Origin of the sequence: Lachnoclostridium sp. Marseille-P6806 (assembly GCF_964238185.1) — a bacterium.
Taxonomy (GTDB): Bacteria; Bacillota; Clostridia; order Lachnospirales; family Lachnospiraceae; genus Brotaphodocola.
This window is the reverse complement of sequence record NZ_CAXSLG010000010.1, coordinates 1-24,456: the sequence shown is the minus strand read 5'-3', so window position 1 is coordinate 24,456 and position 24,456 is coordinate 1. Positions and strand designations below refer to the sequence as shown.

The following is a 24,456-nucleotide window of genomic DNA, read 5'->3' as shown; positions in this document are numbered from 1 at the left end:
ATGAATCGAAAAATAACGGCATTTCAGCTGTGTCTGGCAGCGATGGCAGCCTGTATCAACGTAGCAGGAGGACAGCTGGCTCTGACCCTTCGCCTGCCGGTGTATCTGGACAGCATTGGAACGATTCTGGTAGGAATCTGGATGGGACCTGTGTTTGGTATGGTACCCAATCTTGTCAGCGGGGTGATTTTGGGACTGACAACAGATGTATATTCTCTGTATTTTGCCCCGGTTGGCATGATAACCGGCTTTATGGCAGGTCTGGCAGGAAGCCACTGCAGTCTGAATAAGAAAAACCTGTTTTTGCCGGCGTTGGCAATTACGGTTCCGGGAACTGTGATTAGCTCTTTGATTTGTGCTGTACTGTTTGGAGGAATTACGTCCTCTGGATCTACAATCCTGGTACAGCTTTTGGCAAAGACTCCTCTTGGAATGACGGCCAGTGTGTTTGTGGTTCAGATTGTGACGGATTATCTGGATCGTTTGATCAGTTTATTTGCGGCAGTCTGTCTTTTGCAGGCACTGCCGTCTGATTTAAAGAATCGATGGAAGGGAGGAAAAAGTCATGGGCGTGCCGGAAGAACGGTATAGCAAAATTATTGGAAAGAATCAGAGAGAAATTTGTCTTTTAAGAGGTTTTCCCTGTGCCTGGGGAAAATGTGCATTCTGCGATTATATTGAGGATAACGGGAGGGATACGCAGGCTATGGTTTCCCTGAATCATCAGGTTCTTCAGAAGGTGACGGGAGAGTTTGGCGTCCTTGAGGTAATTAATTCTGGAAGCTGTTTTGAACTGCCGGAGGAAACCCTGGACGAGATTGCGAAGGTAATCCGGGAAAAGAAGATTCAGAAGCTGTTTTTTGAGGCCCACTGGATGTATCGAAATCACCTGGAAGAGATGCGCCGCAGGATGCCGGTTCCGATTGTATTTAAGATAGGCGTGGAGACCTTTGACAATGATTTCCGTGAGCGGGGTTTGAATAAGCATGCAGATTTTACCAGACCGGAAGAAGTAGCAGAATATTTCGATTCCCCCTGCTTGATGGTGGGAATCAAGGGGCAGACCAGGGAAATGATTCGATATGATATCGAATGCCTGAAGAAATATTTTAAGCTGGGAACAGTGAATGTATACAACAATAATACAACTCCGATTCGCCGGGATGAGGAGCTGGTGGCCTGGTTTATGGAGGAATACCGCTGGCTTCTGGATGACCCCTCAGTGGAGGTGCTTTACGAGATTACAGATTTTGGTGTAGGATGAACCTGTACTTGATACTCCCTGGTATTCCGTGATAGAATTGAGAGTAAGAGAGCAGCTTGTTCTGCTCTGCTGTAATTGGAGAAAGAAAAACACAGAAGATAAAACGGGGTGTACAAATATGGAAAGACTGATAAAAGGGAAAACAGGGCCATATTTTGAAAATGATATTGGACAGCTGTATCTGGGGGACAGCTTTCAGCTGTTAAAGAGGATGGTACCGGAATCAGTGGATATGATTTTTGCAGATCCGCCGTATTTTCTCAGCAATGACGGAGTGACCTGCCGAAGCGGTCATTTGGTATCGGTGAACAAGGCTTCCTGGGATGAGGGAATGGATTTTCAGTCCCGCCACAGGTTTAACAGACGATGGATCCGGCTGTGCAAACGGTGTTTAAGTCCCAATGGAACCATCTGGATTTCCGGAACCATGCACAATATTTTTTCAATTGGTATGGCTATGGAGCAGGAAGGGTTTAAAATTATTAACAGTATTACCTGGCAGAAAACCAATCCTCCGCCCAATCTGGCCTGCCGCTGTTTTACACATTCAACAGAAACCATTATCTGGGCGAAAAAGAATGAGAAAAAAGCAAAGCACACCTTTAATTATGAATTAATGAAGCAGAGAAATGGCGGCCATCAGATGAAGGATGTGTGGACGGGAAGCAGAACGCGTCCTTCGGAAAAGAAGGTGGGAAAGCATCCCACACAGAAGCCGGAGTATTTGATGGAGAATATTGTTTTGTCATCCACAAAAAGAGGCGATCTGGTGCTGGATCCTTTCTGCGGCTCTGGAACTACCGGAGTGGCAGCTGTGCGATTTGGACGGAGATTTATTGGAATCGATAACGAAAAAGAATATATTGAGACAGCCTTTAAAAGGATGTCAAATGTGCAGGAAGAACTGGAGTGGTAGCCACTCCAGTTCTTTTTTAGGGGGAATGCCTTATCTCATGATTCGGTTCAGAACCTTTCTCATGGAAAGACCGATAAATACAGCCAGGACAGTCAGAATGATGTCCTTGGGAATAAATGCTACAGCTGCATATGCAAAGACTGCGGAAACAGACATAGAGCCGCCGGAAAGTGCTGCCCACTGAAGTCCGCCGATGGTCTCAACGAGAAGCAGTCCGGCAAGAGAGGAAAGGAGAATCAGAGCGGTATCCTTTTTCTGATTGCCGGTGTTTGGATGGATTCCGCAGAGTGCAGCCATCAGAGGATAAGACCAGAGATAGCCGCCTGTCAGGCTTACCAGACGGGAAACACCTCCGCCGAAATTGGCAAATACAGGGAGTCCAACAGCGCCAATCAGCAGATAAATTACTGCGGAAAGGCAGCCAAGTCTCCAGCCTAAGGTTATGCCAATGAGGGCGATACCGAAAACCTGAATGGTAATGGGGACGCCATTCGGCATAGGAATAGAAAGCTGGGAGATGACTGCCATAAGTGCTGCAAACATTCCTCCTAAAACAAGCTCTCTGGTAGTAAAGCGCAGATGAGAGGCCTGTGAAGATACAGGTTTTCTGGATAAGGTCTGATTCATAATCGGTTGTGTCCTTTCTTTTGGTATGAATAGGCAGCTGCCTGCTGAATGTGCAGCACCTGCAGCTGTCACAGGAAAATAATGCTCCATTGGTTACTGGTATAACACAACAAGGGATAATTGTCAACTAAAATTAAAAATAATAGTTAACAATTATCCCATAAAAGAACAGCAGCTTTTCCGATTTAGGAAAATAGATTCAGCCATGCATCTTCTTGCCCGCTTGCAGAGGACAAGAGTTGCATGGCTGAACTGTTATCTATTTATCACGAATCTGGCTGTGGAGATTCTGAATGGAATTTACCTCGCCCTGTCCGTGAGCCTTAACATAGCTGATACCGCTTGCAGTAGCCTTGGCAGCAGCTATCGTGGTCATGTAAGGAATCTTTGCCTTAATAGCAGCTTTTCTCAGATAGCTGTCATCATGGACGCTGTCCTTGCCAATCGGAGAGTTGATAATCAGCTGAATGTCGCCATTGGTAATCATATCCAGAACATTGGGGCGCCCTTCGTGAAGCTTCTTTATCTTTTTGGCCGGGATTCCTGCAGCGGCAATCAGATCATAGGTGTTCTGTGTTGCTACAATGTTAAATCCGTCCTCATAGAAGCTTCTTGCCACATCCACAACCTCTGCCTTATCCTTGCGGTTTACGGAGATTAAAACTGTTCCTTCCAGCGGAAGTCTGGACTGGGTAGCTTCCTGAGCCTTGAAGAAGGCTTCGCCGTAAGATGGAGACAGGCCTAAAACCTCACCGGTGGAACGCATTTCCGGTCCCAGAATCGGGTCAACCTCCTGGAACATATTGAATGGGAATACGGCCTCTTTTACTCCGTAGTAAGGAATATCCTGCTCTTTTAAGGTAGAGACAGGAGAGGGACGTCCAGTCAGCTCAGAGGTAATGATATCGGTAGCCAGCGGCACCATGTGGATATTGCAGACCTTAGATACCAGCGGAACGGTACGGGATGCACGGGGATTTGCTTCCAGTACATAAACCTTTCCGTTTTCGATGGCGTACTGCATATTCATCAGACCCTTTACATGCATCTCTTCTGCAATTTTTCTTGTATATTCCTTGATGGTTTCCAGATTTTCTCTGGAAATCTGAACGGAAGGAATGATGCAGGCGGAGTCACCGGAGTGAACGCCAGCCAGCTCAATATGTTCCATAACAGCCGGTACAAAAGCATGGGTACCGTCACTGATGGCATCTGCCTCGCACTCAGTTGCATGGTTTAAGAACCGGTCAATCAGAATCGGACGATCTGGGGTTACGCCTACAGCAGCTTTCATGTAGTTTACCATGCTGGCATCATCGTATACGACTTCCATACCGCGTCCGCCAAGAACGTAGGAAGGACGAACCATAACCGGATAGCCGATTTTGGAAGCAATTTCCAGGGCCTCTTCTACTGTGGTAGCCATACCGGATTCCGGCATGGGGATTTCCAGTTTATCCATCATAGCACGGAACAGATCACGGTCTTCTGCCAGATCGATGACAGAAGGAGCGGTTCCCAGAATACGGACGCCGTTTTTCTCCAGATCTGCAGCCAGATTCAGAGGAGTCTGACCACCAAACTGAGCGATAACACCTACTGGCTGCTCTTTTTTGTAGATACTTAAAACGTCTTCCAGAGTCAGAGGCTCGAAATACAGCTTGTCAGAGGTATCGTAATCAGTAGAAACTGTTTCCGGATTGCAGTTTACGATAATAGTCTCAAAGCCAAGCTTTTTCAGGGCCAGGGAAGCGTGAACGCAGCAGTAGTCAAATTCGATACCCTGTCCGATTCGGTTGGGACCTCCGCCCAGAATCATAACCTTGGGTTTCTCGGTGCGAATAGGATTCTTGTCCGGTGCATTGTAGGTGGAATAATAGTAGGCGCTGTCCTCAGTTCCGCTTACATGAATTCCCTCCCAGGCTTCCTCTACACCCAGCTCGATCCGGCGATTGCGGATAGAATCCTCCGGAACTGCAAGCAGCTGGCTTAAATATTTGTCAGAGAAACCGTCTTTTTTGGCAGCAGTCAGCATCTCATCTGAAGGCAGGCTTCCCTTGCAGGCAAGAAGAGCCTCTTCCTCCTCTACCAGTTCCTTCATCTGCTCAATAAACCATGCTTTTACCTTGGTAATTTCATGGATCTCGCTGACAGTGGCACCCTTACGCAGGGCCTCATACATAATGAAATGACGTTCACTGGAAGGAGTAATCAGCATCTGAAGCAGCTCGTCCTTTGTTCTGGTATCAAAGTCTTTTGCATGACCCAGGCCATAGCGTCCAGTCTCCAGGCTTCGGATAGCCTTCTGGAAAGCTTCTTTGTAATTTTTACCAATACTCATAACCTCGCCGACAGCGCGCATCTGAGTGCCCAGGTGATCTTCAACGCCTTTGAATTTTTCAAAGGCCCAGCGGGCAAATTTGATTACAACATAATCGCCGCCGGGAACGTATTTGTCCAGAGTTCCGTACTTTCCGCAGGGAATATCCTTTAAGGTCAGTCCCGTAGCCAGCATGGCGGATACCAGGGCAATGGGGAAGCCGGTAGCCTTGGAAGCCAGAGCAGAGGAGCGGGAGGTGCGGGGGTTAATTTCGATTACAATAATCCGATCGGAAACCGGATCATGAGCAAACTGTACGTTGGTTCCGCCGATAACCTGTACGGAGTCAACAATTTTATAAGCCTGTTCCTGCAGACGCTTCTGACATTCCTCAGAAATGGTAAGCATAGGAGCAGAGCAGAAGGAGTCGCCGGTATGTACACCCAGGGGATCGATATTTTCAATGAAGCAGACGGTGATCATATTGCCTTCGCAGTCGCGGACAATTTCCAGTTCCAGCTCTTCCCAGCCCAGAATAGACTCCTCTACCAGTACCTGGCCTACCAGGCTGGCCTGAAGACCTCTGGCACATACGGTTTTCAGCTCCTCTTTGTTGTAAACCAGGCCGCCGCCTGCACCGCCCATGGTATAGGCAGGACGAAGTACAACCGGGTATCCCAGCTTGTCTGCAATGTCCAGGGCCTCTTCAACGGTGTAAGCCACCTCACTGCGGGCCATTTCAATGCCCAGTTCATTCATGGCTTTTTTAAATTCTACACGGTCTTCTCCCCGCTCAATGGCGTCTACCTGAACGCCGATTACCTTTACGTTGTATTTGTCCAGAATGCCTGCCTTGTTTAATTCTGAACACAGATTCAGGCCAGATTGGCCGCCAAGATTGGGAAGTAGCGCATCAGGACGCTCTTTTGCAATAATCTGTTCCAGACGCTCTACGTTCAGGGGCTCAATATAAGTAACATCTGCTGTCTCCGGATCGGTCATGATGGTAGCCGGGTTGGAATTAACCAGCACAATTTCATAACCGAGATTTCTCAGAGCCTTGCAGGCCTGAGTTCCGGAATAGTCAAACTCACAGGCCTGACCAATGATAATAGGGCCGGACCCAATAATAAGTACCTTATGAATATCCGTTCTCTGTGGCATAAGTGGTATCCTCCTTTTTTTCTGATATAATATTATATAGGAAAACAAAAAAAGCGCAACAAGAACAATTTTCAGAAAAACTAAAAAAAATTTTGCAATAAAAAGACTGGAGTTTTATGCTACAATTGTACTAAATAAACTAAAAAACAGGAAAATTAAAAAAATATAGAAATTTTAGAAGAATTCTATTAAAAAAAGGAAGAAAAAGGAGTAAATATGGACTATCAGATTCTGCGGTCGGAAAGAAAAACGGTTGTAATTCAGGTGGAAACAGATGGAACTGTGACTGTCCGGGCGCCAAAGCGATGCAGTTTCAGAAAAATTGATAACTTTGTACGAGAAAAAGAACACTGGATTCGGACAAAGCAGGAAGAGATTGCTGTTAATCGGAAAAAATTTTCTGAAAAAAAACTGACCGAGAAGGAGCGCGAAAGCCTTCGGCAGAAAGCCGGAATTTTGTTAGGGGAACGGACAGCCCTGTATGCAGAGCGGATGCAGGTTTCCTACAAAAGAATTACCATACGTGATCAGAAAACAAGGTGGGGCAGCTGCAGCACTGCAGGAAATCTTAATTTTAACTGGAGGCTGGTGCTGGCCCCCAGGGAGGTTCTGGATTATGTGGTAATTCACGAGCTGGCTCACCGGAGAGAAATGAATCATTCTGCTGCATTCTGGAGAATTGTGGAGGCGGAGATGCCGGATTACAGAAAATATCGGGACTGGCTTAAGAAAAACGGCAGTTTTCTAATGGAAATGTAGGGAGAAAACCGGAAAAATGACAGTTGCCTCCTCTTTTTTTCTGTGATAAACTTTTTGAAGTTTTTTTCGCGTTATAGAAATGCTTCGCAGTAGAAGGAAGAAAATGATTTCATGGAGGAAAGAGACTGTTATGACAAATGATATGACAAAGGGAAGTCCGGTGCGGCTGATATTGTCGTTTATGATTCCTACCTATCTGGGCAATATTTTTCAGCAGTTTTACAATCTGGTTGATTCGATAGTGGCTGGCCGTTATATCGGCGTCAATGCCCTGGCGGCTATTGGAAGCACCGCCTCTCTGATTTTTCTGGTCATCGGCTGGCTTAACGGCATTACCAGCGGCTTTGCTATTATGGTGGCTCAGAGCTTTGGGGCAAAGGATTACCGGAAGATGCGCCATTATATCGCCATGTCTATTTTACTGTGCTTTGGCTTTGTGGTGGTGATGACAGGGGGACTGCTGGTGCTGAATGTTCCCATTCTGAGACTGATCAATACACCGGCAGATATTATTGGAGATACGGCGGCTTATATGCGGATCATTTATGCAGGTCTGTTTGTGACAGGAGCTTACAATGCTTTTGCTGCAGTTCTGAGGGCGTTGGGTGACAGCCGTTCTCCTCTGTATTTTCTGATTGTTTCTGCATTCATTAATGTGGTGCTGGATATTTTCTTTATTGTCCGCCTGCACATGGGCGTGGACGGCTGTGCATGGGCAACCGTGATTTCGCAGGGAATTTCTGCTCTTCTCTGTCTGATTTACATGATTCGGAGATTTGAGCTTTTAAAATTATCAAAAGAGGATTTTCGGAAGGATTTTCCGGTTATGGGAAGACTTCTGGCTATCGGAATTCCTATGGGCTTGCAGTTTTCCATTACGGCAATCGGAACCATCATTGTTCAGGGGGCTGTCAATATTTTCGGTGCTGTGTACATCGCAGGCTTTTCTGCAGCCGGAAAAATTCAGAATCTGGTTGCTTCTGTGTTTGTATCCTTTGGGGCCACCATTGCTACCTATGTGGGGCAGAATAGAGGAGCTGGAAACATGGAGCGGATTCGTCAGGGAGTCCGCAGCACCCAGATTATGATTCTGATCTGGAGCGTGGTCATGTTTACTTTTATTCAGATAGCAGGCGGACCCATGATACATATTTTTGTGGATCCGGCTCAGACTGAGGTGGTTCAGGCCGCAAAGGATTATTTCACAGCTGTGGCATGGTGTTATCCTTTCCTGGGAAGCATTTTCCTGTACCGGAATGCCCTGCAGGGACTGGGATATGGCCTTGTGCCTATGATGGGCGGGGTATTTGAACTGGTGGCCAGAGCTTTGGTAGTTATGATAACGGTTCGTCTGGAACTGGGCTATATGGCTACCTGTGCCTCAGATCCGGCTGCCTGGATGGCAGCGCTGATTCCGCTGGTGCCCTATTACATTCATGTGATGAAGAAAATAAAAACTTGACAAGGCGCGTCTGTCGGTATATGATGAGGGCGTTGCAGGAAATGCAGCAAAAATATAATAAGAAAAGCAGAGTAGGTCTGTGTGCGTTAAGTGCCAGCCGGACAGGGAGTTGCCGGCAGGACGAAAAGGAGAAGTTTCTTCTTGCGGTACACAAACTGCATCCCGCTGCGAAGAGGGCGGAGAAGCGTGCAGAAAAAAGCTTCTCATATGTCTCCTTTGTAGTTTGAGAGGTCTGCAAAGGAGGTAATTTTTATGAAGAAATTAGCAACTTTGTTCACCGATTCCTGGAATGAATTTCACCAGGTCAGAACCATCACCACCGCAGCCATGTTCGGGGCGATTTCTGTGGTACTGGGGTATTTTACCATTGCAATCGGGGACTACATTAAAATCGGGTTTTCCACCATATGCAATCAGTTTGTGTATTACCTGTTTGGACCCGTTGTCGGAGGATTTTTTGGCGGGGCATTGGATGTGCTGAAGTTTTTAATTAAGCCGACAGGAGCATTTTTTCCGGGATTTACCATTGGAGCTATGATTGGCGGTGTACTTTATGGCTGCTTTTTTTATAAAAAGCCCATAGCTCTGCCCAGAGTTCTGGCAGCAGAATTTACAGTAAGCCTGGTGTGCAATGTTCTTTTGGGAACCCTGTGGCTCAGTATGCTTTACGGAAAAGGATTTCTGGCACTTTTGCCAATGCGGATATTTAAAAACTTGGTCATGTGGCCGGTGAATTCCATGCTGTTTTACACCATCGGAAAAACGCTGGAGGCGGCCGGCGTATTCCGGACTCTGAAAATGTCCGGAGGAAGAAAAATCAGGAGAGGGACTCCTTAAAAGAGTCTCCCTCCTGATTTTTCATAATTTTTCATATTATAGAGTTTTATTCGAGGCGTTCCTGTCAGAGTCTGTGAAGATGCGTCAAGTCTCCAGGATGGGGGACAGGGCTTTTCCGTACTTGTCAGAGAATGCGCCCTGGGATTCAATGCTGCGGCGAATGTTTAACATCCGCTGATCTGTGGCGGCGATGGTTTCCGCACACTGGCGAAGCTCCTCACTGATCTGATCGGACACATCACCAATATCTTTTTTGTACTTCAGCTGGTGATCCAGGCTGGCCCAGAAATCCATGGCAATGGTGCGGATCTGAACCTCCACCCGCAGATTCTTTTTTTCTTCTGAAAAGAAAACAGGAATCTCAATAATCAGGTGATAGCTGCGATAGCCATTGGGCTTGGGATGCTTGATGTAATCCTTGATGGTAATAACCGTAATGTCATCCTGACTGACCAGCATATTGGCAACGGCATAAATATCATCAACAAAGGAGCAGACTACGCGGATTCCCGCAATGTCGTCCAGATTCTGCATCATGGATTCCAGCGACACAGGGAGATTGCGGCGCTGAAGCTTTTCTACAATACTTAAAGGCTTTTTCACCCTGGATTTGATTACTTCAATGGGGTTGCGCTGGTTGCGGACGGAAAGCTCGTCGTTGAGAACCTCCAGCTTGGTTTTTACCTCCCGGATAGCGCAGGTGTACATCATCATAGCCATTTGAAATTCTCTGGCCTGACTGATCAGGGCGTCGGGAACAGGAACAAGGTTGGGGACATTGACAGCAGATTGAACCAGCTCGCTGTTGGGATTCATATTGAAATTCATCAGTAATACCTCACAAAATTTTTGCACAGAAATAAAATTCTTTGGCTTTTCTATCTTCATTATAGCAGATATCTGTGTTCAGACAAGGAACAAATCATTAAATTTTAGAGAATTTTTAACGCCTTTTTACGCTACATGAAAAGAGCAGATTTGCTGTGGATTTTTCTGGTTTTCCCGTAAAACGGGAAATCTGAGCGGGCAGGGCAGTTTTAGGCTTTCCCTTTTTGTGAATCTGTGGTATTCTATCCTTTAGGGCTGTCCGGGGCAAACTGCGGACGGCAGAACCTAGGAGGTATTTACATGAGCGAAAATTGTACCCATAACTGCAGCTCCTGCGGGGAGAACTGCAGCAGCCGCACTGCAGAGCAGACCAGCTTTTTAGAGCCGTTAAATCCGGCCAGCAGTGTCAAAAAAGTAATTGGAGTTGTCAGCGGAAAAGGCGGAGTAGGAAAATCTCTGGTAACTGCGCTGATGGCAGTAAAAATGAACAGCATGGGAAAGCATACAGCGATTCTGGATGCTGATATTACAGGACCGTCTATTCCGAAGGCGTTTGGCCTGGGGGTTGACGGAGTTTCCGTAAATCCGGATGGTCTGATGGTTCCGGCAACCACAGCGACAGGCATTGAGATTATGTCAGCCAACCTGCTTCTGGATCACGATACAGATCCGGTTATCTGGAGAGGTCCGGTTATTGCAGGCGCAGTAAAGCAGTTCTGGCAGGAGGCACTCTGGGAGAATGTGGATTATATGTTTGTAGATATGCCGCCGGGAACCGGTGACGTTCCCTTAACGGTATTCCAGTCTCTTCCGGTTGACGGCATTCTGATTGTAACCTCTCCGCAGGAGCTGGTTTCCATGATCGTTGCAAAGGCTGTGAACATGGCAAAGAAAATGAACATTCCGATTCTGGGACTGGTAGAAAATATGAGCTATCTGGAGTGCCCGGACTGCGGAAAGAAGATTTCTGTATTCGGAGAGAGCCATATTGATGAGATTGCGAAGGAGCATGAGCTTCCGGTTCTGGCCAAGCTTCCCATTGACCCTGTGATTGCAAAGCATGTGGACGAGGGTCTGGTAGAGTACCTGGAGGAAAGCTGGATGGACGAGGCAGCAAAGAAGGTTCTGGAGCTGTAAGTCCACTCAGGAACCATAGGCTTCCCATGGAAGGTGCAAAACTGCATAAATCAGTAAAAGTAAAAGGACAGGGCTTCCGTAATGCGGAACCCTGTTTTTTTGTATAGGGCCAGGGCGGCATGGTTGTCAGCGGAAACCTGAAGGATTACCCGGGAAATATTTTTTTGTGCAGCCATATCCAGGAAAAGCCGGATCATGGCAGTGCCCAGGCCCTGGCCGCGAAAGGCCGGAAGTATCTCTACCTGGTGAAGACAGACGCAGTCGTTCCCGGTCCAGGTAGTAAGAAAGGTTCCCACAGGACAGTCAGAGGAAGGGCTTTCAGAAATACCGGTATGAAAACTCCAGCATAAGGTTTCGCTGTCATCAGGGGAGGGCGAACTGTTAAGAAAGGTATCTGACTGGTTGGCTTTTTCCTGAGAATACGGAAGCTGCATCTGATTTTGCGTGCTGTCTGTTGTCTGAGGAGTCCATTCCATCTGGTATTCTGTGGTATCCAGCTGAGCGCCCAGAGCCTCCAGTGTATTCAGGGTATCCGGACAGGCTCCGGATACGGGAAAGAGAATATCATACTCCTCAAAATCCTCAAGAGCGCGGCTGAGCAAAGCATCAAAGCATCCTTTCCGGCGAAAGGCGGGCAGGGTAAAGGCTGTGCATTCCACAACTGTCTCACCGCAGGGGACCATAGCCAGAGCTGCGCAGAGGGTGCCTTCGCTGGAATACAGAAGGTAGTGGCAGGCATTTTCCTGAGGCTCTGCCGGATAGGAAAGGCGGATAGAGTCATGGAGGCAGCAGTTCAGGACCAGATTTTTTGTTTCTTTTGTCTGGATGTCTGTAAGCGGAAGCTTTTTTTGCAAAGTGGAAAAATCAGGGGAAAATCGGGAAACATATGTCATAGGGAAATGGCTCCTTTCTGGTCAGTCAAAGTGATTCCAGTATACAGAAAAAACACAAAGAATACAAGAAATAGGATTGTTATTTTCACATTGCAGTGCTAAAATACGTGACTGTATCTTTGTTATACAGGAACTTATTCAGGACGGGGCATCTTCTTGTCCGGCAAAGCGGTTCTGAATAGTTACGTTATACAAAAGAAGAGTTCTGAATAAGGAGGAGCAACGTCAATGAAATACGTAAAAGAATGCCTGATTATTTTTGGAATAACTCTGGCGGGAGAAGTGCTGAATGGTATTTTGCCGCTTCCTGTTCCGGCAGGCGTGTACGGTCTTTTTCTGCTTCTGTTTCTGCTCTGCAGAGGTATTTTGAAGCTGGAGGATGTGGAGGCTACGGGAAATTTTCTTCTGGATACCATGCCAATTATGTTTATTCCCGCCTGTGTGGGACTGATGGAAAGCTATGCAGATATGAAGGAAAATCTGATTCCTCTGTTTGTAATCAGTCTGGCATCTACGGTGATCGTTATGGCAGTGACCGGAATGGTGGCAGAGCGGATTCTGTCAGGCAAAAAAACGGAGGAAGAAAAAGGAGGAGAAAAGAAATGACATTTTTGCAGCAGTCTTTATATCTTGGATTCGTAATCAGCATACTGGCTTATCTCTGCGGCGTGTGGCTGAAGAAAAAGCTGGGGTGGGCAATTTTAAATCCGCTTCTTGTTTCTGTGGTCCTTGTGATTGGATTTCTGACCGTTTTTGGAATTGATTATAAAACCTACAACAGCAGCGCCAGTGTCATCAGCTATCTCCTGACTCCGGCCACGGTCTGTCTGGCAATTCCTCTGTATAAGCAGCTGGAGCTTCTGAAAAAGCATTTTGCGGCAATTCTGACAGCAATTATTTCTGGTGTATTTACCAGTGCAGCCAGTATTTTTGCGATGAGTCTTGTATTTCGTCTGGATCATGGAACCTATGCAAGTCTGCTTCCAAAATCGATTACTACGGCAATCGGAATGGGAATCAGTGAGGAAGTAGGAGGAATGGTAACGGTTACCGTTGTGTGTATTATTGCTACCGGAATTTTTGGAAATATTATCGGAGAAACGGTTTTTCGTATTTTGGGCATTCAGGATCCTATGGCAAAGGGACTGGCCCTGGGAACCTCAGCCCATGCCATTGGAACAGCAAAGGCGCTGGAGCTGGGAGAAGTGGAAGGCGCCATGAGTAGCCTTTCCATCGCAGTAGCTGGAATTTTGACAGTGATTGCTGTTCCTCTGGCAGTGGGGCTGATTTAGTTCCTGTTTACTGGCTTGTAAGTAAATAGGAACCTGATTTGACGAAGCCTTTGAAATTCCGGTGTGAACAGCTTGAAAGCCGTTCGCGGATATGATAAAATGACAGGTAAGATGCATATCTGCGGTCTGAAGAAAGGCTCTGCAGTGTCTGCTTTGGCGGCAGTGTCAGAATTGCCCCTTGGAGGGTTTCTTACAATATATAATTCAGGGACAGGGCGCAGTAAGCGAATATATGTGAACACATGAGGAGGATATGATGATTCAGCAGTTGATTGAGAAAATTCAGAAAACCAAGGCACCGATTTGCGTAGGACTGGATCCGATGTTAAATTATATTCCGGAGCATATTCTGAAAAAGTCTTTCGGAGACTTCGGTGAGACTCTGGAGGGAGCGGCAGATGCGATCTGGAATTTCAATAAGGAGATTGTGGATCACACTTTTGATCTGATTCCTTCTGTAAAGCCGCAGATTGCCATGTATGAGCAGTTCGGTATTGAAGGATTGAAGGTATATGAGAAAACCGTTCGCTATTGCCAGGATAAGGGACTTCTTGTTATCGGTGATGCAAAGAGAGGCGATATCGGTTCTACCTCTGCAGCCTATGCAACAGCTCACCTGGGCAAGGTAAAGGTTGGAAACAGCGTGTGCACGGCCTTTAATACAGAATTCCTGACGGTAAATCCCTATCTGGGAACCGATGGCGTAAAGCCCTTTGTGGATGTGTGCAAGGCAGAGGATAAGGGTCTGTTTGTACTGGTAAAGACTTCCAATCCTTCCAGCGGAGAGTTCCAGGATAAGCTGGTTGACGGCCGCCCGGTTTATGAGCTGGTAGCTGATAAGGTGGTAGAGTGGGGAGCTGACTGCATGGATGGTGCATACAGCAATGTAGGCGCTGTAGTGGGAGCAACTTATCCGGAGATGAGCGCTATTTTAAGAAAGCTGATGCCGAATACCTATTTCCTGGTTCCGGGATACGGCGCTCAGGGCGGTACTGCAAAGGATCTGAAGCCCTGCTTCAATGAGGATGGACTGGGTGCAATTGTAAACTCTTCCCGCGGCATTATTGCAGCATACAAGCAGGAGAAGTACGCCCGCTTTGGAGCTGAGCACTTTGCAGAGGCTTCCAGACAGGCTGTGCTGGATATGGTTGCAGATATTAACAGCGTTCTGTAAGGGAGAGAGGCAGATTCATGGGAAAAGTAAAAATGACAGCGAAGGTAGTCAGTCAGCAGGCTCTGACAGACGATATCTTCAGTATGTGGATTCAGGCAGATGAGATTGCCGGAGCAGCTGTTCCGGGACAGTTTATTTCTGTCTATACAAAGGATACGGGAAAGCTGCTTCCCCGTCCTATCAGCCTTTGTCAGGTTGATAAAGAAAAGGGCCAGCTCCGGATCGTATACCGGGTAGTTGGTGCAGGAACCAGCCAGTTTTCCGGATATCAGGCTGGGGATGATATTGAAATTATGGGCCCTCTGGGCAATGGCTTCCCGCTGGAGCGGGCTGCCGGCAAGAAAGTATTTCTCATTGGCGGAGGTATCGGAATTCCTCCCATGCTGGAGCTGGCAAGGCAGCTGGACTGCGAGAAGCAGGCAGTTTTAGGCTATCGCGATGTTCTGTTTTTAAATGACGAATTTGAAAAATTCAGCGATGTCTATGTGGCAACAGAGGACGGCAGCGCCGGAACAAAGGGAAATGTGCTGGATGCCATTCGGGAAAATGGCCTGAAGGCAGATGTGATCTTTGCCTGCGGACCAACCCCCATGCTGCGTGCACTGAAGGCTTATGCAGAAGAGCATGAGATTGAATGCTGGCTTTCTCTGGAAGAGAAGATGGCCTGCGGAATCGGCGCATGTCTGGCCTGTGTATGTCAGTCCAAAGAGGTAGATGAACATTCCCATGTACACAACAAACGGATCTGTAAGGATGGTCCCGTATTCCTGGCACAGGAGGTGGAACTGTAATGAACACAAAGGTAACTCTTGCCGGTGTGGAACTGAAAAATCCGGTTATGACAGCTTCCGGAACCTTTGGAAGCGGCGCAGAGTACAGCGAGTTTGTAGATTTAAACCGCCTTGGCGCAGTGGTAACCAAGGGGGTAGCCAATGTGCCCTGGCCGGGGAATCCAACACCCAGAATTGCAGAGGTACATGGCGGAATGCTGAATGCTATCGGGCTTCAGAATCCGGGAATTGATGTATTTGTAAAACGGGATATTCCTTTTTTGAAGCAGTATGATACCAAGATCATTGTCAATGTCTGCGGAAAAACCACAGAGGACTATATTGAGGTTGTGGAGAGCTTGGGAGATGAGCCAGTGGATATGCTGGAAATCAATATCTCCTGTCCCAATGTAAAAGAGGGCGGCATTGCCTTTGGTCAGGATCCGAAGGCTGTAGAGGCCATTACCAGAGAGGTAAAGCGTCACGCAAAGCAGCCGGTGATTATGAAGCTGAGTCCCAATGTGACAGATATTACGGTGATGGCAAAGGCGGCTGAGGCCGGCGGCGCAGATGTGCTCTCTCTGATCAATACTCTGACAGGCATGAAGATTGATATTAACCGGAGAACCTTTGCTATAGCCAATAAGACCGGAGGTATGTCCGGTCCTGCCGTGAAGCCGGTGGCAGTGCGTATGGTATACCAGGTAGCCAATGCAGTGAAGCTTCCGATTATCGGAATGGGAGGAATCGCGACAGCAGAAGACGCTCTGGAATTTCTTATGGCAGGCGCTACGGCTGTTTCTGTGGGAACTGCCAATTTCTACAATCCCTATGCGACAGTAGAGATTGCAGAGGGCATTGAAAATTACATGAAGAAATATCAGATCGATGATGTGAATCAGCTGATTGGCTGCGTAAAATAAGTAACAGTGTTTTCTGTTTGAAGCTTCGCATGGCTGAACTGTTACTAAAATAAAAGGAGAAGATTATGGAAGCATATAAGAAAGAATTTATTGAATTTATGATTGACTGTGAGGTTCTGAAATTTGGTGATTTTGTAACCAAAAGCGGAAGAAAGACACCGTTTTTCGTAAATACCGGATTTTACCGCACAGGAACCCAGCTGCGCCGTCTTGGCGAATATTACGCAAAGGCTATCCAGAATACCTTCGGTATGGATTTTGACGTTCTGTTTGGACCGGCCTACAAGGGAATTCCCCTGACAGTAGCAACCACTATGGCAATCAGTGAATTTTACGATGCTGATATTAAGTACTGCTCCAACCGGAAAGAGGTAAAGGATCACGGCGATAAGGGAATCCTTCTGGGCAGCCCCATTCAGGATAAAGATAAAGTCGTAATTATTGAGGATGTAACTACAGCAGGAACCTCCATTGAGGAGACTCTGCCGATTATCAAAGCCCAGGGCGATGTTGACGTAATGGGACTGGTTGTTTCTGTTGATCGTATGGAGCGGGGCAAGGGAACCAAATCTGCATTAAAGGAAATCGAAGAAAAATACGGATTTAAGACAACTGCCATTGTAACCATGGGTGAGGTGGTAGAGCATCTCTATAACCGTCCTTATAAGGGAAGAGTTATTATTGATGATAAGCTGAAGGAGGCAATCGACGCTTACTACGAGCAGTATGGCGCTGAGAATTAAATCGCTTTTTGGCAGGCTAAGTGAGGAGAATCAGGATGGAAAAGGTTTATAAAACCATGCAGCGCACAGGCGCATTCAGCATTGTTATTGGAATCGTGGTGCTGATTACCGGTCTGACAGTAGGAATCGGTTCGATTATCTGCGGCGGACTTTTACTGAAACGCAAAGGCGATATTACGTTTTAAGAAAAAGCAGTTTCTGTTTTGCAAAGGACAGAAACTGCTGTTTTTCCAAAAAGGGAATAAATGATAGAAATTTGAATGAGAAAATAATTCCGCTCAGGCGGGTAGAGATAGATTGCTGAGGATTTTTATGATAAGGAATACAACCAGGAATCAGAAGCTGGGATGGGTGCTGTTTATTGCCTATCTGGCGCTTCTGGTTTACTTTTTAATATTTTCAGAGTCTTTGGGCCGTGATGCCTCTCAGAGGGATTATGCCTATAATCTGGAGCTGTTTAAAGAGATTCGAAGATTTTACGTTTACAGAAAGCAGTTGGGAATGGAGGCCTTTCTGCTGAATGTGTTTGGAAATGTGATTGCATTTATGCCCTGCGGTTTTTTTCTTCCGATTGTCAGCCGGAGATCCCGCAAATGGTATAATACCGTGCTGTTAGGCTTTCTTCTGAGTCTTAGTGTGGAAACCCTTCAGCTGGTTCTGAGAGTGGGCAGCTTTGATGTAGATGATCTGCTGCTGAACACTCTGGGAGGCGGTCTGGGATATCTTGTAAACCGCATGATTCAGAAGGTGCGCATAAGGAGGAAAAAAGTTGCCAAAGGTTAAGAAAAAGATTTCCTATATAAAAAAGCCCTTTTCCAGAAAAAGCTTTATTAGTGTGGGCTTTGCTGCGGCAGCTCTTATCTGCTGCGGCTTCAGCCTGGGACTCAGCGTGTCTCACCAGGGAAATGGTGGATTAAATGTGGCGGCCTGGGGACTGAGCAGTTTGATTTTTTCCTTTATAGGAGGCTTTTATGGGCTGATCTCCTTTATGGAGAGAGAAAAAAATTATCTTTTTGCTAAAATTGGTCTGGGAGTCAGCGGAGTTTTGCTGATTGTCTGGATTGTGCTGGTGATTGCAGGAATTGCAGGCTGATGACAGAAGAATCATAGAGCGTTAAAAAGCTTTGACAGGCAGAAAGAAATGGGAATGCAGGGATGAGGAGCCCTGGTGCTCCCAGGAAAGGAAGACAGAATGAATTATCAGGAATTATGGAATGAGGAAAATACGCAGATTACGGAGCGGTATGATTTGGCATCTGACCGGATTCAGGAGATTCCCGGAGAAAACAGAATTCCGGAGCCGTTTCGCAGTTATTTTACAGAGATGAGCCGTTTTGCAGGGCAGATTGAGGAACTGGCAAGAAGACAGCTGAGGGATGAGCTGGAGAGTCTGTCTCTGGAGGAATTAAAGGAGTTGAACGACAGTCTGTACCGGGATATTCTTCCGGAGCATTACGGGGAAAGCTACGGCAATCCGGAGTATGCGGCAGAAAAGCTGGGAGAAGACTGGGGGCCTCTTTTGTCTGCATTTTATGCGCAGTTTAGAGGTGCGATTGTGTTTGCCTATGAGTGCAGACTGACAGATATTACCATTCTGTTTGAAACCCTGCTGGAGCTTTACGGGGAATTTGCCGATGCAGCAGGGCATAATCCTTCAGGGCTTCCGGATATCCGGAATGTGAAGGATGTTCTGTACTGGTTCTTCAGCGATTATACAGACGTAACCCTTACCTACCGTATCAGAGAGCAGCTGGATCCGGAGCTGACCTTTGCAAGGGATCGGATTATGGACAGCGATCTGTCGGATCTGCGGTATCTGTACAGCTTTGGAGAATACATTTCAGAAACTGAGCTTCAGGTAGCAGAATTTTTAAATAGTCTTCCTCAGGAGACTATTGATCAGATGGCTTATGCTTATACAGAAGGATACCGGAAGGGCTTTGAGGTGACCGGAAGGGAGCTTTCTTCCAAAAAGACGGTGGGAATTCGCTATGAGCTGGGCTTTGAACGGATGATTCGGGCTGCGATCCTGCAGTTTGAGGCTATGGGATTAAAGCCGGTGATTTACAGAGCGCCTGTATGGCTGGTGACAAAGACCCCGGGACGGAGAATCGGTTATCACGGTACCTCTCCCAACAGCCAGTTTGATTACGATCACCGATATGATCAGGCTATCTTTTTTGATAAGGCATTTAAGGAGAGAAAGCTGGCTGTGCTGAGGACTGCCTACGAGACATATAAAAAAGAGGCATCCTGGTATGCAGGCCCAGCTGTGGTGGAAACCTTCGGAGAGGAGGGCTTTCAGCCGGTGAATAAGGAGGCTGCCTATGTTTTAAGTGAAAAGCAGCAGGAGCTGACCATTGCCTATTCCAATGAGTCCATGCCCATTGTAAATCAGTATATTCCCGGAGATGAGACCAGCTTTACGATTATTGCCTTTCCTGTTCCGGCGATTGGAGAGGATTTCCAGGAGATCTTTTCTGAAACGATCCGAATCAATACTCTGGATTATGAATGGTATAAGGATGTACAGCAGAAGCTGATCGATGTTTTGGATCAGGCGGAGTATGTGACCGTTAGCGGAAGGGGAGCAAATGAAACAAACCTGAAAATTTCTCTTCATCTTCTGACGGAGCCTCAGAAACAGACGAATTTTGAAAACTGTGTGGCTGATGTGAATATTCCGGTAGGGGAAGTATTTACTTCTCCGATTCTGGCAGGAACAGAGGGACTTCTTCATGTGGAAAATGTATATATTGGAGAATTCCAGTTTAAGAATCTCAGAATGCGATTTGAAGAAGGAAAAATTACCGAATATTCCTGTGACAATTTTGAAAATCCCCAGGAAGGAAAGGATCTGATTCGCCAGCAGATTATGAAGAATCATGACACGCTGGCAATGGGCGAATTTGCCATTGGAACGAATACGGCAGCTTATGCTATGGCCAGACGGTTCGGAATTGTGGAAAAGCTTCCGATTCTGATTGCAGAGAAAATGGGCCCCCACTTTGCAGTGGGAGATACCTGTTACAGCTGGAGCGAGGATTCGGCTGTGTACAATCCAGACGGAAAGGAAATCATTGCGCGGGATAATGAGGTATCGCTGATGCGAAAAGAGGATCCCTCCAAGGCATATTATGGATGCCATACGGATATTACGATTCCCTATTCTGAGCTGGGAGATATCACTGCTGTCTGCAGAGATGGGAAGACGCTGGCAGTAATTCGGAATGGAAAATTTGCAGTTGAGGGAACGGAAGCATTAAATAAGGAATTAGGCGAGTAAGTGGCCGAAGCTGTTTGAGTCTGCTTTTAACAGGGGAAATGATGAGTAGAGTACAGAAGGAAAAAAAAATAAGGGTTGTATTTGTTCTGTGGATGGCGGTTTGTGCAGTGCTGCTTCTTTTTGGATTTGTAGGAAATACCGTGTTGTTTGAAAGAAAGGTCAGCCGCATCGGAAAAGAATATATCAGGGAAAGCAATGAACAGTTGTCCGCGCATATTCTGGAGCGTCTGAGATTTGGAAGGGAGTTCGTAACGGAATTTGCGGATGCTCTCAGCCGGATGCCGGAATTTTTGCTGACAGAGGAGCTGCTGGACAGAAAGCAGAATGCCTTTCAGCTGGCAGATGTGGTGATTCTTTATGAGGATGGAACTACCTTTCCGGAATCAGGAGAGACGGCTGCTTTTGAACAGTGGATGGAGGAAAATCCGCAGATTTGGAAAAATCCTGAGATATCTTATATAAAAAATGATCGGATTTTGTTTTCTGCGCCAATTCCGGGAGAGTCAGGGAGCAGGCGTGTTGTTGTGGGGAGCCAGTACTATGAGGAGCTGAAGACACTTTCTAATCTGGCAGATTATCAGGAGTATGCAGTCAGCATCCTGATGAATGAAAAAAATCAGGAGGTCATTACCCTTAATGCAGGCTCCGGTGTTTCTTCTAAAGACGAGGAAATCTCCTATGTGCTGGAACAGCTGAAAAACAGGGGGACATGCAGTCAGACGGTTTATGAAGAGAAGCTGCCTTCGGGAAGTCGCATTCATGTAGCTGTATGCCGTCTGGGGGAATCAGGATGGACACAGGTTGCCATGATTCCGTCGGATTTTCTGATGAATCAGGTGCAGACAGAGGTGAAATTATATTTTCTGTTTGCATTGATTCTGTCAGTGGTATTTGGAATTGTTATTTACAGCCAGATCCGGGCCAACAGAATCAGCGAGCGGATGCTGCATACGGATTCTCTGACAGACGGTTTTAACCGGGAAGGCTTTTTAAGAGCAGCAGGGGAGCTTCTGGAAAAGGAAAAAGAGAGCGCTTATTCTGTGGTTTATCTGAATGTGAAGAATTTCCGGTATATTAACGAAAGCTGGGGCGAGGAGGACGGAAATAAAACGTTGATTTTTATTTATAAGGAACTCCAGAAAATGGTGAAGCCTCAGGAACTGGCAGCGCGAAGCAGCATGGATCATTTCTTTTTGCTGCTGGATGAAGCGACGGATTGTGAAATTGAGGAGCGGATTCGCAGAGTGGAAGCGGACATCAATAACAGAATACGAAACCGCTTTGGAAAATACAGCCTGGAATTTTCTGTAGGAGCCTACAGGATGGAGGATGATAACGAGATCAGTCAGGCCATGAATAAGGCAATGCATGCCAGCAGACTGGGGGAAGAAAAGCATATCTGCAGCTTTTATCAGGGAGCGATTGCGGAACAGATCAGCAGAGAAAACCATTTGAACGCTCTGTTTGACGAATCTCTGAGAAATCATGACTTCTATGCATATCTCCAGCCCAAGGTATCTGCCGGTAAGGAGAAATGCTGTGAGGCAGAGGCGCTGGTTCGGTGGATTCATCCCAGGGAAGGCATGATTTATCCTTCTGATTTTATTCCCGTTCTGGAGAGAAATGGAAAAATCTGCAGTTTGGATCTTTATATTTTTGAAGAGATCTGTAGGCTGATACAGTCCTGGATCAGCCAGGGAAAAACCGTTACCCATATTTCGGTGAACCTTTCCCGGTTCCATATCAGGAATGCAGGCAGTGATGTCTGGAAACAGTATCAGGAAATCAAAGAGCGCTATCAGATTCCCGATGGAGTTCTGGAAATTGAACTGACAGAGACAGCGCTGTTGGAATCGCATCAGTTTGAATTTGTAAAGCAGGTACTGGACGGATTCCGCAGGATAGGCATAGCTGTGGCTCTGGATGATTTCGGATTTGCCTATTCGTCCCTGTCGCTGTTAAAGGCCCTGGAGGTGGATACGCTGAAGCTGGACAGAACCTTCTTCCTGAATGAAAGCAAGCGTTCCAGAAATATTGTCTGCAATGTGATCCAGCTGGCTCACAGCCTTCACATGAATGTGGTGGCAGAGGGGATTGAAAATATGGAGCAGGTTCATGCACTGAGAGAGATGGACTGCGACTTGATACAGGGATATGTATATTCCAGACCGATATCAGCAGATGAATTTGAGGCATGGAGAGAGCAATATGAAAAATAACAGTATCAGAGAAGCATTGCCAAGACTGGCAAAGTACATGATTCTATGCATGATTCTTCTGATTCTCCCTGCTAATATTGGATTTCAGATGTATATCCATCACGAGAATCAGAAGGCATCTGCCAATGAAATGTTTCGTCAGGTAGGTCTGTTGATTGAGACCAATGAAAAGGATATGGAGGAAGTCAAGAATGACTTTTCTGAGAGGTGTATCCGAGCAGCAGATATGGCAGCTTATTTTGTGCAGTACAATCCTGAAGTAAAGGACAGTCTGGAGCGGACCAGAGAACTGGCAAAAAAGTTGGATGTGGACGAGCTTCATTACTTTTCCAGAGAAGGGAAAATTTGTGGCGGAACCCATCCAGAATATTACGGACTTTCCTTTGATTCCGGTGAGCAGATGTCATTTTTCCTGCCAATGCTCCAGGATCCTTCACTGAAGCTGTGTCAGGACATTACGCCAAATACGGGTGAGGGAAAGCAGATGCAGTATGCGGCAGTCTGGATGGCGGACGGAAGCGGTATTATCCAGATTGGAATGGAACCAAGGCGGGTTTTTGAGGAAATGGAAAAAAAGAGTCTCAGCGGAATGATTGCCAATATGCCTTCTGTTAATTATGGAGATTTTCTTATCATTGACGCTCAGAGTGAAACGATTGTGGCAGCTACGGCAGACGAGCTGATTGGAAGAGATGTAAGTGAGGCTTTGGATAAAATAAAATCAGGGAAAAATCTGTCTGTGTATCACTACAGGTTTGGCGGAAAAAAGTACTGTGTGTATGTAAGAGCCTACGAGGATTATATTCTGGCAAGAACCTTTCGTTCCAGATATATGATGAAGAACTTTGTGGTATCTTCTGTGTTGGTGCTGATCTATGTGCTTGCAGTGGGAAGTTCCATGATCGCAGCAATTATCTGGTATGTGAATAAACGACTGTCAGACAATATAGACAGCGTTGTTCAGGAGCTGGAAAAGATTGAGGAGGGCAATCTGGAGAATCTGACAATCCAGACGGATATTCAGGAATTTGATGAGTTGATTGCCCGGATCAATCAGCTGATGAAGAGTTTACGTTTGAGCTGGGATAAATTTTCCACCGTGATTGATAAGGGGCGGTTCCCCATTGGAATTTATGAGGAAAATTATTTTTATAAGAGAGTTTTTTTCAGCGAGCGGTTGATTGAAATTCTTGGGATTTCCAGCGAGGATACGGGGCAGGAGAAGGCTCTGGAAGACAGGATAAGAAGTATTTTAAAGGAGATCAGCAGACATGAGGCAGATGCTGAAAATGCTATTTTCCAGTATGACAGAAGCGGGGAAACGATGTATCTGCGCATGGAGATCACAGAGGATGATCAAAGCGTTACGTATTACGTGACAGATGCGACTGCCTGGTGGAAGGAGATGAACCAGCTGAAGGAGGAAAATGTCAGAGACAGCCTGACTGGTCTTTTGAAATAAGGCTACCGCAATCCCACTGGCTTTAGACGGTGGGTTAAGGTAGCCAAAAGCTGAGAATTATTGTATGCTAATGATATGGGAACATGGAAATCTAAAAACAGACACAAATATTTATTACAATACCACATTATTTTCGTCTGCAAATATAGGAAGAAATTACTGGTTTCGCAACAGGTATTAGATGATATAAAGCAGTTTTCATATGAGATATGTCAAAAGCACAAAGTTATTATCAAATACATGGAAACTGACAAAGACCATATTCACTACATGATAGAAACTGAACCTACAATGTCGGTGAGTAAATTGTAAACCTAATGAAAAGTTATACGACTTACCATATATGGAAACGCTATCCGAATTATTTGCGGAAGCATTTC

24 protein-coding genes and 1 riboswitch are annotated in these 24,456 nt (G+C 46.3%); of the genes, 20 read left to right on the top strand and 4 right to left on the bottom strand.

The window, feature by feature from the left end; genetic code table 11:
• The 3 genes from ACESON_RS13080 to ACESON_RS13070 all read left to right on the top strand — a co-directional run bounded on the left by ACESON_RS13080 (position 1) and on the right by ACESON_RS13070 (position 2,180).
• Positions 1-591 carry an ECF transporter S component gene (locus ACESON_RS13080; protein ID WP_373110352.1) on the top strand — a complete coding sequence of 197 codons (591 nt, stop codon included), beginning with the start codon at positions 1-3 and terminating at the stop codon, positions 589-591.
• The gene (locus ACESON_RS13075; RefSeq protein ID WP_177959551.1) at positions 566-1,264 is read left to right on the top strand and encodes a radical SAM protein; all 699 of its coding nucleotides are present in this window, start codon (positions 566-568) and stop codon (positions 1,262-1,264) included. Before ACESON_RS13080 ends, ACESON_RS13075 begins: the two co-directional genes overlap by 26 nt.
• A gap of 118 nt (positions 1,265-1,382) precedes the next feature.
• Positions 1,383-2,180: a site-specific DNA-methyltransferase gene (locus ACESON_RS13070; protein WP_373110349.1), complete on the top strand. Its 798-nt coding sequence runs from the start codon at positions 1,383-1,385 to the stop codon at positions 2,178-2,180.
• Positions 2,181-2,210: 30 nt separating this feature from the next.
• On the opposite strand, the gene ACESON_RS13065 is transcribed toward ACESON_RS13070, so the two are convergent.
• Both ACESON_RS13065 and carB read right to left on the bottom strand, forming a co-directional pair.
• Positions 2,211-2,807: a biotin transporter BioY gene (locus ACESON_RS13065; protein ID WP_373110347.1), complete on the bottom strand. Its 597-nt coding sequence runs from the start codon at positions 2,805-2,807 to the stop codon at positions 2,211-2,213.
• A 259-nt stretch (positions 2,808-3,066) separates the two neighbouring features.
• Positions 3,067-6,291, bottom strand: coding sequence for a carbamoyl-phosphate synthase large subunit (carB, locus tag ACESON_RS13060; RefSeq protein ID WP_373110345.1), 3,225 nt, complete (start codon positions 6,289-6,291; stop codon positions 3,067-3,069).
• 216 nt (positions 6,292-6,507) lie between these two features.
• Here carB and ACESON_RS13055 point away from each other — a divergent pair, with 216 nt between their 5' ends.
• The 3 genes from ACESON_RS13055 to ACESON_RS13045 all read left to right on the top strand — a co-directional run bounded on the left by ACESON_RS13055 (position 6,508) and on the right by ACESON_RS13045 (position 9,349).
• Entirely contained in the window at positions 6,508-7,050 is a 543-nt protein-coding gene (locus ACESON_RS13055; RefSeq protein WP_373110343.1) for a M48 family metallopeptidase, read from the top strand.
• Positions 7,051-7,153: 103 nt separating this feature from the next.
• Entirely contained in the window at positions 7,154-8,512 is a 1,359-nt protein-coding gene (locus ACESON_RS13050) for an MATE family efflux transporter (RefSeq protein WP_373110341.1), read from the top strand.
• Positions 8,513-8,577: 65 nt separating this feature from the next.
• A riboswitch (THF riboswitch) is annotated at positions 8,578-8,682 on the top strand.
• A gap of 82 nt (positions 8,683-8,764) precedes the next feature.
• Positions 8,765-9,349, top strand: coding sequence for a folate family ECF transporter S component (locus ACESON_RS13045; protein WP_177959555.1), 585 nt, complete (start codon positions 8,765-8,767; stop codon positions 9,347-9,349).
• An 84-nt stretch (positions 9,350-9,433) separates the two neighbouring features.
• Here the strand turns inward: ACESON_RS13045 and ACESON_RS13040 are convergent, their stop codons facing one another.
• Positions 9,434-10,177, bottom strand: a complete 744-nt coding sequence (locus tag ACESON_RS13040; protein WP_177959556.1) for a GTP pyrophosphokinase family protein — start codon at positions 10,175-10,177, stop codon at positions 9,434-9,436.
• A 300-nt stretch (positions 10,178-10,477) separates the two neighbouring features.
• On the opposite strand from ACESON_RS13040, the gene ACESON_RS13035 reads away from it, so the two are divergent.
• Positions 10,478-11,314: a P-loop NTPase gene (locus tag ACESON_RS13035; RefSeq protein WP_177959557.1), complete on the top strand. Its 837-nt coding sequence runs from the start codon at positions 10,478-10,480 to the stop codon at positions 11,312-11,314.
• A gap of 50 nt (positions 11,315-11,364) precedes the next feature.
• On the opposite strand, the gene ACESON_RS13030 is transcribed toward ACESON_RS13035, so the two are convergent.
• Entirely contained in the window at positions 11,365-12,207 is an 843-nt protein-coding gene (locus ACESON_RS13030) for a GNAT family N-acetyltransferase (protein WP_373110339.1), read from the bottom strand.
• Between the two features lie 228 nt (positions 12,208-12,435).
• Here ACESON_RS13030 and ACESON_RS13025 point away from each other — a divergent pair, with 228 nt between their 5' ends.
• The 13 genes from ACESON_RS13025 (at position 12,436) to tnpA (ending at position 24,388) form a co-directional block, all read left to right on the top strand.
• The gene (locus ACESON_RS13025) at positions 12,436-12,813 is read left to right on the top strand and encodes a CidA/LrgA family protein (RefSeq protein ID WP_373110337.1); all 378 of its coding nucleotides are present in this window, start codon (positions 12,436-12,438) and stop codon (positions 12,811-12,813) included.
• Positions 12,810-13,499, top strand: a complete 690-nt coding sequence (locus ACESON_RS13020) for an LrgB family protein (protein WP_177959560.1) — start codon at positions 12,810-12,812, stop codon at positions 13,497-13,499. Before ACESON_RS13025 ends, ACESON_RS13020 begins: the two co-directional genes overlap by 4 nt.
• Before the next feature lie 256 nt (positions 13,500-13,755).
• Positions 13,756-14,673, top strand: coding sequence for an orotidine-5'-phosphate decarboxylase (gene pyrF / locus ACESON_RS13015; protein WP_177959579.1), 918 nt, complete (start codon positions 13,756-13,758; stop codon positions 14,671-14,673).
• A gap of 17 nt (positions 14,674-14,690) precedes the next feature.
• On the top strand, positions 14,691-15,464 hold the full coding sequence (locus ACESON_RS13010) for a dihydroorotate dehydrogenase electron transfer subunit (RefSeq protein ID WP_373110335.1): 774 nt from the start codon (positions 14,691-14,693) through the stop codon (positions 15,462-15,464).
• Positions 15,464-16,366 (top strand): dihydroorotate dehydrogenase, encoded by a 903-nt coding sequence (locus ACESON_RS13005; protein ID WP_373110333.1) that lies wholly within the window; start codon positions 15,464-15,466, stop codon positions 16,364-16,366. Before ACESON_RS13010 ends, ACESON_RS13005 begins: the two co-directional genes overlap by 1 nt.
• A 65-nt stretch (positions 16,367-16,431) precedes the next feature.
• On the top strand, positions 16,432-17,109 hold the full coding sequence (gene pyrE / locus ACESON_RS13000) for an orotate phosphoribosyltransferase (RefSeq protein WP_177959563.1): 678 nt from the start codon (positions 16,432-16,434) through the stop codon (positions 17,107-17,109).
• 35 nt (positions 17,110-17,144) lie between these two features.
• Complete coding sequence (locus tag ACESON_RS12995; RefSeq protein ID WP_177959564.1) at positions 17,145-17,294, top strand: hypothetical protein; 150 nt, start codon at positions 17,145-17,147, stop codon at positions 17,292-17,294.
• A gap of 127 nt (positions 17,295-17,421) precedes the next feature.
• Positions 17,422-17,892, top strand: a complete 471-nt coding sequence (locus ACESON_RS12990) for a VanZ family protein (protein ID WP_373110330.1) — start codon at positions 17,422-17,424, stop codon at positions 17,890-17,892.
• On the top strand, positions 17,879-18,202 hold the full coding sequence (locus ACESON_RS12985) for a DUF6142 family protein (protein ID WP_177959566.1): 324 nt from the start codon (positions 17,879-17,881) through the stop codon (positions 18,200-18,202). Before ACESON_RS12990 ends, ACESON_RS12985 begins: the two co-directional genes overlap by 14 nt.
• A 99-nt stretch (positions 18,203-18,301) precedes the next feature.
• A complete protein-coding gene (locus tag ACESON_RS12980) occupies positions 18,302-20,395 on the top strand; it encodes an aminopeptidase (RefSeq protein WP_373110328.1) in 2,094 nt (697 codons plus the stop codon).
• A 41-nt stretch (positions 20,396-20,436) separates the two neighbouring features.
• The gene (locus ACESON_RS12975; protein ID WP_177959568.1) at positions 20,437-22,614 is read left to right on the top strand and encodes an EAL domain-containing protein; all 2,178 of its coding nucleotides are present in this window, start codon (positions 20,437-20,439) and stop codon (positions 22,612-22,614) included.
• Positions 22,604-24,076, top strand: a complete 1,473-nt coding sequence (locus ACESON_RS12970; RefSeq protein WP_373110327.1) for a hypothetical protein — start codon at positions 22,604-22,606, stop codon at positions 24,074-24,076. Before ACESON_RS12975 ends, ACESON_RS12970 begins: the two co-directional genes overlap by 11 nt.
• A 75-nt stretch (positions 24,077-24,151) precedes the next feature.
• The gene (gene tnpA, locus ACESON_RS12965) at positions 24,152-24,388 is read left to right on the top strand and encodes an IS200/IS605 family transposase (RefSeq protein WP_373110325.1); all 237 of its coding nucleotides are present in this window, start codon (positions 24,152-24,154) and stop codon (positions 24,386-24,388) included.
• Positions 24,389-24,456 lie beyond the last annotated feature (68 nt).

What these genes read in the sequence shown, in the direction of transcription:
- ACESON_RS13080 (WP_373110352.1), top strand. Translation starts at nt 1, where the DNA reads ATGAATCGAAAAATAACGGCATTTCAGCTGTGTCTGGCAGCGATGGCA.
- ACESON_RS13075 (WP_177959551.1), top strand. Translation starts at nt 566, where the DNA reads ATGGGCGTGCCGGAAGAACGGTATAGCAAAATTATTGGAAAGAATCAG.
- ACESON_RS13070 (WP_373110349.1), top strand. Translation starts at nt 1,383, where the DNA reads ATGGAAAGACTGATAAAAGGGAAAACAGGGCCATATTTTGAAAATGAT.
- ACESON_RS13065 (WP_373110347.1), bottom strand. Translation starts at nt 2,807, where the DNA reads ATGAATCAGACCTTATCCAGAAAACCTGTATCTTCACAGGCCTCTCAT.
- carB (WP_373110345.1), bottom strand. Translation starts at nt 6,291, where the DNA reads ATGCCACAGAGAACGGATATTCATAAGGTACTTATTATTGGGTCCGGC.
- ACESON_RS13055 (WP_373110343.1), top strand. Translation starts at nt 6,508, where the DNA reads ATGGACTATCAGATTCTGCGGTCGGAAAGAAAAACGGTTGTAATTCAG.
- ACESON_RS13050 (WP_373110341.1), top strand. Translation starts at nt 7,154, where the DNA reads ATGATTTCATGGAGGAAAGAGACTGTTATGACAAATGATATGACAAAG.
- ACESON_RS13045 (WP_177959555.1), top strand. Translation starts at nt 8,765, where the DNA reads ATGAAGAAATTAGCAACTTTGTTCACCGATTCCTGGAATGAATTTCAC.
- ACESON_RS13040 (WP_177959556.1), bottom strand. Translation starts at nt 10,177, where the DNA reads ATGAATTTCAATATGAATCCCAACAGCGAGCTGGTTCAATCTGCTGTC.
- ACESON_RS13035 (WP_177959557.1), top strand. Translation starts at nt 10,478, where the DNA reads ATGAGCGAAAATTGTACCCATAACTGCAGCTCCTGCGGGGAGAACTGC.
- ACESON_RS13030 (WP_373110339.1), bottom strand. Translation starts at nt 12,207, where the DNA reads ATGACATATGTTTCCCGATTTTCCCCTGATTTTTCCACTTTGCAAAAA.
- ACESON_RS13025 (WP_373110337.1), top strand. Translation starts at nt 12,436, where the DNA reads ATGAAATACGTAAAAGAATGCCTGATTATTTTTGGAATAACTCTGGCG.
- ACESON_RS13020 (WP_177959560.1), top strand. Translation starts at nt 12,810, where the DNA reads ATGACATTTTTGCAGCAGTCTTTATATCTTGGATTCGTAATCAGCATA.
- pyrF (WP_177959579.1), top strand. Translation starts at nt 13,756, where the DNA reads ATGATTCAGCAGTTGATTGAGAAAATTCAGAAAACCAAGGCACCGATT.
- ACESON_RS13010 (WP_373110335.1), top strand. Translation starts at nt 14,691, where the DNA reads ATGGGAAAAGTAAAAATGACAGCGAAGGTAGTCAGTCAGCAGGCTCTG.
- ACESON_RS13005 (WP_373110333.1), top strand. Translation starts at nt 15,464, where the DNA reads ATGAACACAAAGGTAACTCTTGCCGGTGTGGAACTGAAAAATCCGGTT.
- pyrE (WP_177959563.1), top strand. Translation starts at nt 16,432, where the DNA reads ATGGAAGCATATAAGAAAGAATTTATTGAATTTATGATTGACTGTGAG.
- ACESON_RS12995 (WP_177959564.1), top strand. Translation starts at nt 17,145, where the DNA reads ATGGAAAAGGTTTATAAAACCATGCAGCGCACAGGCGCATTCAGCATT.
- ACESON_RS12990 (WP_373110330.1), top strand. Translation starts at nt 17,422, where the DNA reads ATGATAAGGAATACAACCAGGAATCAGAAGCTGGGATGGGTGCTGTTT.
- ACESON_RS12980 (WP_373110328.1), top strand. Translation starts at nt 18,302, where the DNA reads ATGAATTATCAGGAATTATGGAATGAGGAAAATACGCAGATTACGGAG.
- ACESON_RS12975 (WP_177959568.1), top strand. Translation starts at nt 20,437, where the DNA reads ATGAGTAGAGTACAGAAGGAAAAAAAAATAAGGGTTGTATTTGTTCTG.
- ACESON_RS12970 (WP_373110327.1), top strand. Translation starts at nt 22,604, where the DNA reads ATGAAAAATAACAGTATCAGAGAAGCATTGCCAAGACTGGCAAAGTAC.
- tnpA (WP_373110325.1), top strand. Translation starts at nt 24,152, where the DNA reads ATGGGAACATGGAAATCTAAAAACAGACACAAATATTTATTACAATAC.